General features: G+C 47.2%; 14 protein-coding genes. 13 read left to right on the forward strand and 1 reads right to left on the reverse strand.

From position 1 onward, the window contains the following. The first annotated feature begins 12 nt into the window (after positions 1–12). The 9 genes from spoIIIJ to CGZ90_RS10590 all read left to right on the forward strand — a co-directional run bounded on the left by spoIIIJ (position 13) and on the right by CGZ90_RS10590 (position 9,488). Complete coding sequence (spoIIIJ, locus tag CGZ90_RS10550) at positions 13–786, forward strand: YidC family membrane integrase SpoIIIJ (RefSeq protein WP_094252476.1); 774 nt, start codon at positions 13–15, stop codon at positions 784–786. Continuing rightward, on the forward strand, positions 783–1,406 hold the full coding sequence (gene jag, locus CGZ90_RS10555) for an RNA-binding cell elongation regulator Jag/EloR (protein ID WP_094252477.1): 624 nt from the start codon (positions 783–785) through the stop codon (positions 1,404–1,406). The genes spoIIIJ and jag overlap by 4 nt, the downstream gene beginning before the upstream one ends. A gap of 394 nt (positions 1,407–1,800) precedes the next feature. Further along, the gene (gene mnmE / locus CGZ90_RS10560; protein WP_094252478.1) at positions 1,801–3,177 is read left to right on the forward strand and encodes a tRNA uridine-5-carboxymethylaminomethyl(34) synthesis GTPase MnmE; all 1,377 of its coding nucleotides are present in this window, start codon (positions 1,801–1,803) and stop codon (positions 3,175–3,177) included. A 20-nt stretch (positions 3,178–3,197) separates the two neighbouring features. Further along, the gene (gene mnmG / locus CGZ90_RS10565; protein WP_094252479.1) at positions 3,198–5,084 is read left to right on the forward strand and encodes a tRNA uridine-5-carboxymethylaminomethyl(34) synthesis enzyme MnmG; all 1,887 of its coding nucleotides are present in this window, start codon (positions 3,198–3,200) and stop codon (positions 5,082–5,084) included. A 12-nt stretch (positions 5,085–5,096) separates the two neighbouring features. Next, positions 5,097–5,813: a 16S rRNA (guanine(527)-N(7))-methyltransferase RsmG gene (gene rsmG, locus CGZ90_RS10570; RefSeq protein ID WP_094252480.1), complete on the forward strand. Its 717-nt coding sequence runs from the start codon at positions 5,097–5,099 to the stop codon at positions 5,811–5,813. 141 nt (positions 5,814–5,954) lie between these two features. Then, complete coding sequence (gene noc / locus CGZ90_RS10575; RefSeq protein ID WP_094252481.1) at positions 5,955–6,815, forward strand: nucleoid occlusion protein; 861 nt, start codon at positions 5,955–5,957, stop codon at positions 6,813–6,815. 215 nt (positions 6,816–7,030) lie between these two features. Next, positions 7,031–7,804, forward strand: a complete 774-nt coding sequence (locus CGZ90_RS10580; protein ID WP_094252482.1) for a ParA family protein — start codon at positions 7,031–7,033, stop codon at positions 7,802–7,804. Beyond that, positions 7,785–8,630: a ParB/RepB/Spo0J family partition protein gene (locus CGZ90_RS10585; protein WP_094252483.1), complete on the forward strand. Its 846-nt coding sequence runs from the start codon at positions 7,785–7,787 to the stop codon at positions 8,628–8,630. Before CGZ90_RS10580 ends, CGZ90_RS10585 begins: the two co-directional genes overlap by 20 nt. Before the next feature lie 126 nt (positions 8,631–8,756). Beyond that, positions 8,757–9,488, forward strand: a complete 732-nt coding sequence (locus tag CGZ90_RS10590) for a DUF554 domain-containing protein (protein WP_094252484.1) — start codon at positions 8,757–8,759, stop codon at positions 9,486–9,488. A 300-nt stretch (positions 9,489–9,788) separates the two neighbouring features. Here the strand turns inward: CGZ90_RS10590 and yyaC are convergent, their stop codons facing one another. Next, on the reverse strand, positions 9,789–10,418 hold the full coding sequence (gene yyaC, locus CGZ90_RS10595) for a spore protease YyaC (protein WP_094252485.1): 630 nt from the start codon (positions 10,416–10,418) through the stop codon (positions 9,789–9,791). Positions 10,419–10,620: 202 nt separating this feature from the next. On the opposite strand from yyaC, the gene CGZ90_RS10600 reads away from it, so the two are divergent. From CGZ90_RS10600 to ychF, 4 genes are all read left to right on the forward strand, one after another. Next, positions 10,621–11,514 (forward strand): mechanosensitive ion channel family protein, encoded by an 894-nt coding sequence (locus CGZ90_RS10600; protein WP_094252486.1) that lies wholly within the window; start codon positions 10,621–10,623, stop codon positions 11,512–11,514. An 11-nt stretch (positions 11,515–11,525) separates the two neighbouring features. Further along, positions 11,526–11,726 (forward strand): DUF951 domain-containing protein, encoded by a 201-nt coding sequence (locus tag CGZ90_RS10605; RefSeq protein ID WP_094252487.1) that lies wholly within the window; start codon positions 11,526–11,528, stop codon positions 11,724–11,726. Positions 11,727–11,778: 52 nt separating this feature from the next. Further along, positions 11,779–11,964 (forward strand): hypothetical protein, encoded by a 186-nt coding sequence (locus CGZ90_RS10610; RefSeq protein WP_094252488.1) that lies wholly within the window; start codon positions 11,779–11,781, stop codon positions 11,962–11,964. Positions 11,965–12,028: 64 nt separating this feature from the next. Continuing rightward, a complete protein-coding gene (gene ychF, locus CGZ90_RS10615) occupies positions 12,029–13,126 on the forward strand; it encodes a redox-regulated ATPase YchF (protein ID WP_094252489.1) in 1,098 nt (365 codons plus the stop codon). The last annotated feature ends 61 nt before the right edge of the window (positions 13,127–13,187 follow it).

Raw genomic sequence — 13,187 nt, forward strand, 5'->3', positions numbered from 1 at the left:
GAGGATAATGGTGTGCGCAAGAAGTTAATTGCTCTATTTGTCATGCTTGCGGCTATTGCCGTCATGACAGGCTGCAGTCCGTCGACTGCTGCAATCGATGAAAACAGTACCGGCTTTTGGAACGAATATTTCGTATATCCGCTATCTTGGCTCATTACAGAAGTAGCTGAGATTACAGGCAATAACTATGGTTTGTCCATCGTGCTTGTCACGATCATGATCCGTCTAGTCCTTCTTCCGCTGATGATTCAGCAGACGAAGAGCTCCAAGGCGATGCAGGCGATTCAGCCTGAACTTAAAGAGCTGCGTGCGAAATACAGCTCAAAAGATGCACAGACTCAACAAAAGCTTCAGCAGGAAACAATGGCACTTTTCCAGAAGAATAAAGTGAACCCGGCTGCCGGCTGTCTGCCGCTTCTTATTCAGATGCCGATCTTGCTCGCGTTTTACAGCGCGATCATGCGTACGAAGGAAATCGCGAACCATAATTTCCTTTGGTTCGACCTTGGTGCTCCGGATCCATTCTACATCCTTCCGCTAGTCGCAGGTTTGACGACATTCCTGCAGCAGAAGATCATGATGGGCGGAATGGAAGACCCGCAGCCGCAGATGAAGATGCTTCTTTACATCATGCCGGTAATGATCGTCGTATTCGCGATCAACTTCCCAGCAGCACTTTCCCTTTATTGGGTAGTGGGTAACATCTTTATGATCGTTCAGACATATTTCATTACAACCCCGGTGAAAAAGAATGAAAAAACGGTGGATGGGGGAACGAAAAAGTGAAGAAGGTACAGGTAACAGGTAAAACGGTAGAAGAAGCAGTTGCAGCAGCACTGACAGAACTTCAGGCTTCTCAAGATCAAGTGGAAATCAACGTTTTGGAGGATTCCAAAAAAGGGTTTCTTGGTTTCGGAGGCAGGCCTGCCTTAGTTGAAGTGATGGTAAAAGCTGATCCTGTTCAAACCGCGTATGACTATCTGCAAGATGTCACCGCCAAAATGGGCGTGCCCGTTACCATCACCAAAAGTGTCAGTGGAGACGACGTGATTTTTGATATGAACGGCGAAAAGATCGCCATTTTAATCGGAAAACGCGGACAAACACTGAACTCTTTACAATTTCTCGTCAACCTCGTTGCCAACCAGGGCACGGAAAAATTCGTCCGCATCATCCTTGATGCTGAGAATTACCGTGCAAGGCGCAAGGAATCACTTCAACGCTTAGCTGCGCACTCAGCGCAAAAGGTAATGGCGACAAAAAGAAGTGTTGCGCTCGAACCGATGCCAGCCAATGAAAGAAAAGTCATTCATATGGCACTGAAAAACGAAAGGATCGTGGAAACCACCTCTGAAGGAACCGAACCGTTCCGAAAAGTGGTTATACGTCCTTCTAAAACAAGATGATTTTAAAACCCCGGACACTCGCGTCCGGGGTTTTTTTGTGCCAGTGCGAGCACCTCGGAAGCAGGCATGCAAATAAATTTTCAAATTCGCAAATAAGGAACCGAGATTTGCAAACAAATTTTCGGATTTGCAAACAAACCCTGCAGATTCGCAAACAAACCCCATTTACCAGCCGCGCAAACTGCACAGGAGTATTAAATGGGGCTCATTATGTGCCGATTGAGCACGTTAATCCATTGCAACGGGGTATTTACTTGAGTTAAACTAGAGGGTATTGTGGACATTTCTGTCTGTTGGGCGGAAACCCTCACTTTTTACGATAAGAGCCTGTGAATAAAGGCTATACTAATAAATAAGAAAAAGAACGCATGTTGAATGAAGAGAGGTGACAAACATGCATTATGATACGATAGCAGCGATTTCTACGCCGCTTGGGGAAGGTGCGATCGCCATCGTCCGGCTTAGCGGGGATGAGGCGGTCAATATCGCCGATAAACTGTTTCGCGGGAAAACACCGCTTCATGAAGCGCAGTCCCACACCATACATTATGGAAAGCTGATCGATCCAAAAACGGGAGAAGCAGTGGAGGAAGTGATGACGAGCGTGCTGCTCGCGCCAAGAACCTTTACACGTGAAGACGTTGTAGAGATCAACTGCCACGGCGGCTTGGTTTCCGTTAACCGCGTATTGCAGCTCGTGCTCAGAGAAGGAGCGAGGCTTGCTGAACCTGGTGAGTTCACGAAAAGGGCATTTTTGAACGGAAGGATCGACCTTTCGCAAGCGGAAGCGGTTATCGACTTGATCCGAGCGAAAACGGATCGAGCGATGAACGTCGCATTGAACCAGATGGAAGGCAGACTGTCACGTTTGATCACAGAACTGCGCCAGACGCTTCTTGAAACGATCGCGCATGTGGAAGTGAACATCGATTATCCGGAATATGATGCAGAAGAGATGACACATCAGCTGCTGAACGAAAAGCTCGGTTTTGTACGAGGCGAAATCGAAAAAATTCTGCAGACCGCCTCACAGGGGAAAATCTTGCGTGAAGGCCTGTCAACAGCTATCATCGGCCGTCCGAACGTTGGAAAATCGTCCTTGCTGAATGCGCTCGTTCATGAAAATAAAGCGATCGTTACCGACATCGCTGGCACAACGCGTGATGTGATCGAGGAATACGTTAATGTCAGGGGAGTGCCGCTGCGTCTTGTAGACACAGCAGGTATCCGAGAGACTGAGGATATCGTTGAAAAGATTGGTGTAGAAAAATCACGCAAGGTACTGCGCGAAGCTGACTTGATTCTGCTCGTCCTGAACGCGAACGAGACGCTTTCATTAGAAGATGAAAATCTGTTCAAGGCCGCTGCAGATATGGACAAGATCGTCATCGTGAACAAGACCGACCTTGAGCCGAACATTGATATGGCTAGAGTAGCAGAGCTTGCGGGCAAATCACCGGTTGTCGCGACATCGCTTTTAAAAGAAGAAGGGGTGGATGAGCTTGAAAAATCCATCGCTGAATTGTTCTTTGAAGCGGGTATCGAGGGACAGGATTTAACATATGTGTCCAACACACGCCACATTGCATTGCTGCATCAGGCGATTCATCATATAGAAGAAGCACTCGGCGGCATCGAGATGTCACTGCCGATTGATATGGTACAGATTGATATAACGAGAGCATGGGAACTGCTAGGAGAGATTATTGGAGACGCGGTGTCTGAAAGTCTGATCGACCAGCTCTTTTCACAATTCTGTTTAGGAAAATAAAGAAAAAGGAGGTAAGCAAAATGGGATATAAAGCCGAAACATTCGATGTTATCGTCGTCGGGGCCGGCCATGCGGGTGTAGAAGCCGCACTGGCTGCGGCAAGGATGGGAGCGAAAACACTCTGTATGACATTGAACCTTGACGCGATTGCTTATATGCCGTGTAACCCGTCTGTTGGCGGTCCGGCAAAAGGGATTGTTGTCCGCGAGCTCGACGCGCTAGGCGGAGAGATGGCGCGAAACATCGATAAAACGCATATCCAAATGAGGATGCTGAACACTGGAAAAGGTCCTGCTGTCCGCGCGCTGCGTGCGCAGGCTGACAAGTATTTGTATCAGCACGAAATGAAAAAAACGATGGAAAACACCGAAAACCTTACCGTCCGCCAAGGGATGGTCGAGCGTCTGATCGTGGAGGACAATGTTTGTAAGGGAGTTATCACACAGACAGGTGCCGAATATGAAGCGAAGGCTGTCGTGCTTACGACTGGTACGTATCTTCGCGGAAAAATCATTATCGGGGACTTAGCGTACGAGAGCGGGCCGAACAATATGGCACCGTCCGTTAACTTGTCGTACCATCTTCAAGAGCTAGGCTTCAACATGGTGCGGTTCAAGACAGGAACGCCGCCGCGTGTTAACTCGAAAACAATCGATTATTCAAAAACAGAAATTCAGCCAGGTGACGATGTTCCGCGTGCGTTCAGCTACGAAACGACTGAATTCATCACAGATCAGCTTCCTTGCTGGCTGACTTACACAGGGGAAGAAACACACGCCCTCATTAATGGAAACCTGCATCGTTCGCCGATGTATTCTGGTATGATCGAAGGTACCGGACCCCGGTATTGTCCTTCTATTGAGGACAAAATCGTCCGCTTTAACGATAAGCCGCGCCACCAGATCTTCTTGGAGCCTGAGGGGCGCAACACCGAGGAAGTTTATGTACAAGGTCTTTCAACAAGTCTTCCGGAAGATATCCAGCTTAAGATTCTTGCAACCATCCCGGGCTTAGAAAAAGCTGAAATGATGCGTGCTGGCTATGCGATCGAATATGATTCAATCGTGCCTACACAATTGTGGCCGTCATTAGAAACAAAAACAGTTTCTGGTCTGTTCACAGCTGGACAGCTGAACGGAACGAGCGGATATGAAGAAGCGGCTGGCCAGGGGCTGATGGCAGGCATCAACGCGGCGAGAAAAGCGCAGGAAAAAGACCCGCTGATCCTTGACCGTTCTGAAGCATACATCGGCGTACTGATCGATGACCTCGTGACAAAAGGGACGAACGAGCCATACCGTCTTCTAACTTCACGCGCGGAATACAGACTGCTTCTCCGTCATGATAACGCGGATCTTAGACTTACTGAAAAAGGTCATGACATCGGCTTGATCTCTGATGAGCGTTTTGCACGTTTCTTAGCGAAAAAAGAAGCGATCGCTCTCGAAAAAGAACGCCTTGAGCATGTTTCCGTAAAACCGACGGAAGAAACATTGAGCATTCTTGCAGAAGAAAGCAGTTCGGCGATCAAAGAGCCGATGAGTGCGGCTTCACTTTTAAGAAGACCGGAAATCACATACCCTGTTATCGCACGCCTTGCTCCTGCAGCTGAACCGCTTGAGGAAAGCATCGCGGAGCAGGTTGAGATTCAGATCAAATATGCTGGTTATATCGATAAACAGCTGGCCCAGGTAGACCGCATGATGAAGATGGAAAACAAAAAGCTGCCTGAAGACCTTGATTACTTTGCGATCAACGGGCTGGCAACAGAAGCGAAACAGAAGCTTCACGAAGTACGTCCGCTGTCAGTCGGTCAAGCTTCGCGAGTTTCTGGCGTAAACCCTGCGGACATTTCGATCCTGCTCGTTTATCTTGAACAAGGAAAACTGGCTAAGCTTGCAAGATAATAGGGGGGACGTATGAACACAGCATTATTTAAAGAAAAACTAGCTGAAAGAGGAATCGGGCTGTCTGACCGCCAGATGGAGCAGTTTCAGATCTATTATGAAACGCTCGTCGAATGGAACGAAAAGATGAACCTGACGGCGATTACAGATAAAGAAGAAGTATATTTGAAACACTTTTTCGACTCGATTTCTGCGGCATTTTATTTTGATTTTACGAAGCCGCTGTCGATCTGCGATGTAGGAGCAGGGGCAGGATTTCCTTCTATCCCTATCAAAATCTGCTTTCCGCACCTAAAGCTGTCGATTGTGGATTCGCTGAACAAAAGAATCTCATTCTTGGAGCATCTGGCTTCCGAGCTGGAGCTCGAAGACAGTCATTTTTATCATGACCGTGCCGAAACGTTTGGCCAAAAAGCGGAGATACGCGAAAGCTTCGACCTCGTGACAGCACGTGCTGTAGCCCGTCTCTCTGTTCTAAGTGAGCTATGCCTGCCGCTTGCACGAAAAGGTGGACACTTTCTGGCTATGAAAGGCTCTGCGCTGCCAGAGGAATTGAAAAACGGTGAAAAAGCGCTGAAGACTCTTGGCGGAAAAGTAGAGGACCTTCATGCCTTTACACTCCCGCTTGAAGAGAGCGAACGGTATATCGTAACGATCAAAAAAGAGAGCACTACACCGAAAAAGTATCCAAGAAAACCGGGAACACCGAACAAGTCGCCGCTAGAGTAATTTTTTCAGGCGTGTTTCACGTGAAACATGCCGTTACATAGGAACCGTCAAACCGGTTTTGTAAAGATTTTCTAGGCTGGCAGGAGTTAAGCCAGACAGCAGCGAAATAGTAATGCAGATCACATAAGGTGGTGTATTCGCATGAAGCATTCTTTTTCTAGGTTATTCGGCATCGGCGAAAAGAACCAGCAGCAGACTCTGGAGACGCCTGAGAAAAACGACAATGAAGAAGTTTTGCAGATTCCAGTCAGAAGCATTGTCCCAAACCGTTTTCAGCCAAGAACGGTTTTTATAGATGAACGAATAGAAGAATTGTCTCAGACGATCAGCGCTCATGGTATGATCCAGCCGATCGTTGTCCGTCCGATCGGTGGAGACCGCTATGAACTGATCGCAGGGGAGCGGCGCTGGAGAGCGTCACAAAAGCTCGGATGGGAAACCGTTCCTGCCATCGTTAAGGATATGGATGATTCTCAGACGGCATCTGTCGCACTGATTGAAAATCTTCAGCGTGAGGAGCTGACGGCGATCGAGGAAGCGATGGCTTATGCCCGCCTTCTGGAAATCCACGGACTCACGCAGGAAGGACTCGCTCAGCAGCTTGGCAAAGGGCAGTCAACGATCGCCAACAAGCTGCGCCTATTAAAGCTGCCGCAGACAATTCAGGACGCTTTGCTTGCAAAAGCAATTTCTGAGCGCCATGCGAGAGCACTGATCATCCTCAAGGATCCGGCAAAGCAGGAGCAGGTTTTAGCGGAAATTCTGGAGAAGAATTTGAACGTTAAGCAGACAGAAGAGCGTATCAAGAAGATGATCGAAGGCGAACTTGAGGCGAAAAAGCCTGTCGCCCGCCGAAAATCATTCAGCAAAGACATGCGTCTGGCTATCAATACGGTCAGACAGTCTGTCGATATGGTGCTGCAGAGCGGACTTTCGATCAATACCGAAGAAGAAGAGCACGAAGACTTTTATCAGTTCACGATAAAAATACCGAAGAAGTAAGCAGACGCCGTCCGTTCTCACGGGCGGTTTTTTGTTCTTTTTTAGACAGTGCTTGAGCGGTTTTATTACGTTTAATGAAACATGACGGGCATTATTCTTTCTTTCTTTTTGAGGGTGTGAAATTCTTTTATTTTTTCATCATTTTAAGTAAGTTATTTTTTTCTCTTTCTGATAGAATAGAGGTAATAGTTTGAAGAAAAGAGGTAGGTGACATCATGGCGAGAATCATAGCGATCGCGAACCAGAAGGGCGGGGTCGGAAAGACAACAACTTCTGTCAATCTGGGTGCATGCCTTGCTTATTTCGGGAAAAAAGTGCTCCTTGTAGACATTGATCCGCAAGGTAACGCAACGAGCGGAGTAGGCGTTGAAAAAGGCGACATCGATCAGTGCATTTACAATATTTTAGTAGAAGATGCTGACATCAATGAAGTAATTGTGGAAACCCTTGTTGAAGGGCTGCATATTCTCCCTTCCACGATCCAGCTCGCTGGAGCAGAAATTGAACTCGTCCCGACGATTTCCCGTGAAGTCAGGCTTAAGAGAGCACTCGACAGCGTCAGCCATCGATATGATTACATCATAATTGATTGTCCTCCTTCTCTCGGCCTGTTGACCATCAATTCATTGACGGCTGCGCACTCAGTGCTTATCCCAGTGCAGTGCGAGTACTATGCGCTTGAAGGGCTGAGCCAGCTTCTCAACACGGTAAGGCTTGTTCAGAAGCATCTGAACACAGAACTGATGATAGACGGCGTACTTCTTACAATGCTCGATGCCCGTACGAACCTTGGCATCCAAGTCATTGAAGAAGTGAAAAAGTATTTTCAGGATAAGGTGTACAAATCGATTATCCCGAGAAATATCCGCCTGTCGGAAGCACCGAGCCACGGCAAGCCTATTATCATTTACGATCCGAAGTCCAGGGGAGCGGAAGTGTATTTAGAATTAGCGAAGGAAGTGATCGGCAGTGGCGAAAGGGTTAGGTAAAGGACTAGGTGTCTTTTTTCCGCCGGCTGATGCACCTGCGGAAGAAGCAGTAAAAGAAATCAAAATGAAAGATATACGCCCCAATCCGTACCAGCCGAGAAAAGTTTTTGATGTGGCAGCTATCGCTGAACTGAAAGAATCGATCGAACAGCACGGCATTCTTCAGCCAATTGTGCTGCGCAAAAGCATAAAAGGCTATGAAATCGTGATGGGAGAGCGTCGTTTCCGCGCTGCCAAGGAAGCTGGCCTTAAAGTAATGCCTGCAATCGTCAGAGACTTAAGCGAACAGGAAATGATGGAGATCGCACTCATTGAAAACCTGCAGCGCGAGGACCTGAACCCGGTAGAAGAGGCACAGGCTTACCAAAAACTGATCGAGCATCTGAAGCTCACACAAGAGGAGTTGGCATTGCGTCTCGGCAAAAGCCGCCCGCATATCACGAATCATTTGAGGCTGCTGCAGCTTCCTGATCCAGTGCTGAAACTGATCAGCGAAGGTACGATCTCTATGGGGCACGGCCGTGCACTGCTCGGTCTGAAAAAGAAAACGAGAATGCAGGACGTCATCGAGAAAACAGTGACGGAGCAGCTGAACGTCCGCCAGCTCGAAAAGCTGATACAGGACATCAACCAGAATGTTTCACGTGGAACAAAGAAGAAAAAACCGGTACTCAGCGTTTATCTTCGAGAAAGAGAATCGAATCTGAGGGACATGCTCGGTACGTCAGTGAGCATCAAGAAAATGAAGCGCAAAGGAAAGATCGAGATCGAGTTTTTCTCAGAAGATGACCTTGAGCGTATTTTAGAGCTTCTCGACAAGCAGTAAACCATCCGCCGGGTGGTTTTTCTTTTTACACAGCGTTTAAAAATGTGGAAAATCGGCGCAGTGGGGCAAAAGATTGGGAGAATTTTATATTAAAATCAAATTACATACAATCAGGAGAGCAGAGCGATGTCATTACTCGGAACGTTAGTGAATGGTTTGGCGATCATAGTTGGAAGTTTTTTAGGTCTTTTTTGGACGAGCATTCCGGAAAAGACGAAAACAACGGTCATGCAAGCAATGGGTCTTGCAGTTGCAGTGCTTGGGATCGGTATGGGGCTTAAAAGTGAACAGTTTCTCATCGTTATCGCGAGTCTGGCGCTTGGCGGAGCAGTAGGGGAGAAGATCGATTTAGAGGACAAGCTCGGCCGTGTCGGAAAATGGCTTGAAGGCCGTCTTGGCGCGAAAGAGCAGGGAACTGTAGCACAGGGCTTTGTGACAGCAACTCTTGTATTTGTGGTCGGTGCGATGTCAATTGTCGGTGCGCTGGACAGCGGTCTTCGGCAGGATCATGCGGTGCTATATACGAAGGCGTTAATCGATGGGTTTTGCGCGATGCTCTTTACGTCTGCACTCGGAATAGGCGTCATGTTTTCAGCGATACCCGTTATGCTGTATCAAGGAATTATTACCCTTTTCGCGACTCAGATTGACCGGTTTGTACCGGAAAAATTGATGGATGCGATGATCGTGGAGATTACAGGGACAGGCGGCATCATGATTCTCGCAATCGGATTAAACGTGCTGGGCCTAACAAAAATCCGAGTAGCGAACCTGCTTCCGGGGCTTCTTTTTACCGTTGCAATTGCAGCAATTGTGTACTATTGGAGTGAGATAACAGCTGCAGTGCCGTTTATTTAATAAGGAAACTGTTGCTTTGGAAGGTTTATTTTACTATAAAATTCAGCGGAGAAATGCTTAATCTTCTTGAATTCATCACTGATAAAGTTGATCGGAGTGTAAGGCGCCGACTCCAGCGGGATCAGTGGGACAGGTGAGACCTCTTAAGGCGCAAAGCGGCAAGAGGGCTCACCGCCCGCCCCGCGGAAAGCGTGCGCCTGAAACGGAGATCAACTTCTTCCCTGTAATCTCACATAGAAACAGAGCTTACGAACAGCCTTCAATAAAAAAAATGCCGCAAGTTTTGCTCGCGGCATTTCTTTATTGGATTTTAAAAATATCGCCGTCTGAAGCAGAGATTGTCGGCGAGATTGCGCGGAGCTGGATTTTTTTCCTCAGACACGCCATATGAAGAGAATCTGAGATAAGGTCAGCCATTCTCATGACAATGCTCAAGCGTGTATTTTGAAGGACAAAGTATTCCATGAATCCGCTGACGTTCACGATGCCTGTAATATGTATATCGCCAACGGGCGGAAGCTGCTTATTTACACCAGCACCAGGCTTAACAGGACCTTCGCCAAGGGAAATCATTCCTACATGGTTGAGTCGTCCAAGGCATGCATCGATTCCGATGACAAAAGCGCCAGGATGTTCTTTTTTTATAAAAGCGAGCTTTTCTTCAAGGTTGACCGCATGTACAGGTTCATCCAATGTCCCGTATACAAAAAACGGGAAAGAGTCTTTTGCTTTTAGTTTAGATCCGATCAGCGGCCCAAGAGCATCTCCAGTGGAACGGTCCGTGCCTATGCACACTACGACGACCGTCTGAGGGATTTCAGGCAGCAGGGAAAGGATTTGTTCCGTAACTGAAAAGGATGCGTCCTTTTCTTCATGATGGGTCTTGTATTGCAGCGGTTTGCTCAGTCCAAGTTTCCGTCTGAGGAACATGATTATCCTCTCCTTTTAGATGGTACTATCAGTATACGGAAGGAAAGTGTTTCCTATACATGCTGATATATATTTTCATAGTACAGTTAAGGTAATATACCCGCTTGCCCTTATTTGTTAACAGAGTGATGTTTACGCAGCAGGCAGAGATGATAAACTGTACAAAAGAAATTCTTTATAGTGGATAATGGAGGTTATTTTTATGGAGGTATTAGGTTTTGCTAAAATGGCCGAAGAAGCCTTTAAATACTTGACCGACAGCGCGGTTTGGATGGCATTCACCGTGAAAGGATTGAAGATTCTTGGCATTATAATAGGTGCTGTGATCGTAAAGCACCTTTTAAAAGCTGCCGTCGCCAATGCGTTTAAGCTGCGTGTTAAAAGTCCGCTGAAGCTTCTTTCGGAGCGGCGTGAAGCAACTCTTATGCGGCTGCTCGATAATGTCATATCTTATGTAATCTATTTTATGGCGCTGCTAACGGTATTGAGCGAATTTGTGGATATAAAAGCATTGCTAGCCGGTGCCGGAGTCGTCGGCCTGGCGATCGGTTTTGGCGCACAAAGTCTTGTGAAAGATATCATCACCGGGTTTTTCATCATCTTTGAGAACCAGTTTTCTGTAGGAGATTTTGTCCGCATCGGAAGTTTTGAAGGGCATGTTGAAGAAATCGGTCTGCGTACGACAAAAGTGAAAAGCTGGACAGGAGAACTGCACATCCTGCCGAACTCTTCTATATTGGAAGTGACGAACTTTTCGGTGCATAACAGCATCGCCGTTGTCGATGTGAGCATCGCGTATGAAGAAAACATTGAGAAGGCACAAAAAATAATCGAGCGAGTAGTCAGAGAAAGAGAAGCAGATTTCCCTGAGATGGTAAAACCGCCGGAGGTTCTTGGCGTCCATATGCTCGGTGCATCCGAGGTTGTGATGAGGGTGACGGCAGAAGTGATGCCGATGACGCATTTTAAAATTGCGAGAGAGCTGAGAAAATCAATCAAAGCAGAGTTTGATAAAGAAGGCATCGAGATTCCATATCCGAGAATGGTTACGATCTCTAAAGATCAAAACCCAGCTGCTGATGCTAAAAAGCCATAGGGGGGAAACACATGCAGCAGAAAGTTTTTGAGCTGAACGATGAAGTCGAAATGAAAAAGGTGCATCCGTGCGGTACGAACCGCTGGAAAATCATCCGCATGGGTGCGGATATCCGGATCAAATGCATGGGCTGCCAGCATAGTGTGATGCTGCCGAGAGCCGAGTTTGCTAAAAAAGTGAAAAAAGTGCTGACAGCTAAAGAGGAGCAATAAAAAGACAGCCCGAAGATGATGCCGGATTTGGTTGGATTTGATGAGGCGGAAGATGCTTGTCCTATATGACGCAGAAAAATTCACCGTTGTTTCACGTGAAACACTTTATATGGCTTGTGAGCAGCTTTTAGAAGAGGATAATGATGAAAAGGACTGTGAGGCTTCGTTGCCGGCAGTCCTTTTTTATGTGCAAGTGAACGAAGCGAGTTCTTGTTTTTTAGGAAAAGAAAACCTATAATTGTGAAGGATGTTTATTGATTTGTATCATCAATGCGTTTTTATATAAATGAGGAGTGAAAAACATGGCTCTAACAACTGGTATTGTCGGACTGCCGAACGTCGGCAAATCGACGCTTTTTAACGCGATCACACAGGCAGGAGCGGAATCTGCCAACTATCCTTTCTGTACGATTGAACCGAACGTGGGAATTGTAGAGGTTCCTGATCACCGTCTGCAGAAGCTGACTGAGCTTGTTCAGCCGAAAAAGACAGTTCCGACAACGTTTGAATTCACAGACATCGCTGGAATCGTAAAAGGAGCGAGCACTGGGGAAGGACTAGGTAACAAATTCTTGTCTCATATCCGCCAGACAGACGCGATCCTTCAGGTTGTACGCTGTTTTGAAGATGAAAACATCACGCACGTTCACGGCCAAGTGAATCCGGTAGAAGATATCGAGGTTATTAACCTTGAGCTGATCTTCGCTGATATGGAAACAGTGGATAAGCGCATCCAGCGTATTGAAAAGCTGGCAAAATCTAAAGACAAAGAAGCAATGGCTGAGCTTCCGGTTCTTCAGCAGATTAAAGAAGCACTCCTGCAGGAGCTTCCAGCGCGCAGCGTGGAGCTCTCGCCTGAAGAGAAGAAAATCGTTTATGGTCTTCACCTTTTGACTATGAAGCCGATCCTTTACGTGGCAAACGTGAGCGAGGACGATTTGCTGGAAGGCACGAACGAACACGTTGAATCAGTGCGTGAGTATGCAGCCAGAGAGAACGCAGAGGTTATCGTGATCTGCGCGCGTGTTGAGGAAGAGATTGCTGAGCTTGACGGCGAAGAGAAGAAAGCTTTCTTGGCTGAGCTTGGAATTGAAGAAGCAGGTCTTGATAAGCTGATCCGCGCTTCTTATTCATTGCTTGGACTTGCGACTTACTTCACTGCAGGCGTTCAGGAAGTCCGCGCATGGACGTTCCGCAAAGGCATGAAGGCTCCTCAGTGTGCTGGAATCATCCACACTGACTTCGAGCGCGGCTTTATCCGTGCTGAAGTCGTTGCGTACGACGACCTTGTCGATGCCGGTACGATGGCGGTAGCGAAGGAACGTGGGAAAGTACGCCTCGAAGGAAAAGAGTATGAGATGAAAGACGGAGATGTCGTACATTTCCGCTTTAACGTATAAGATGATTTGGTTAAGCCGCCGCAGGACATTTACGTGTCTTGGGGCGGTTTTTTCTATTGAG

Origin of the sequence: Fictibacillus aquaticus, assembly GCF_002245695.1 — a bacterium.
Lineage (GTDB): Bacteria > Bacillota > Bacilli > Bacillales > Fictibacillaceae > Fictibacillus > Fictibacillus aquaticus.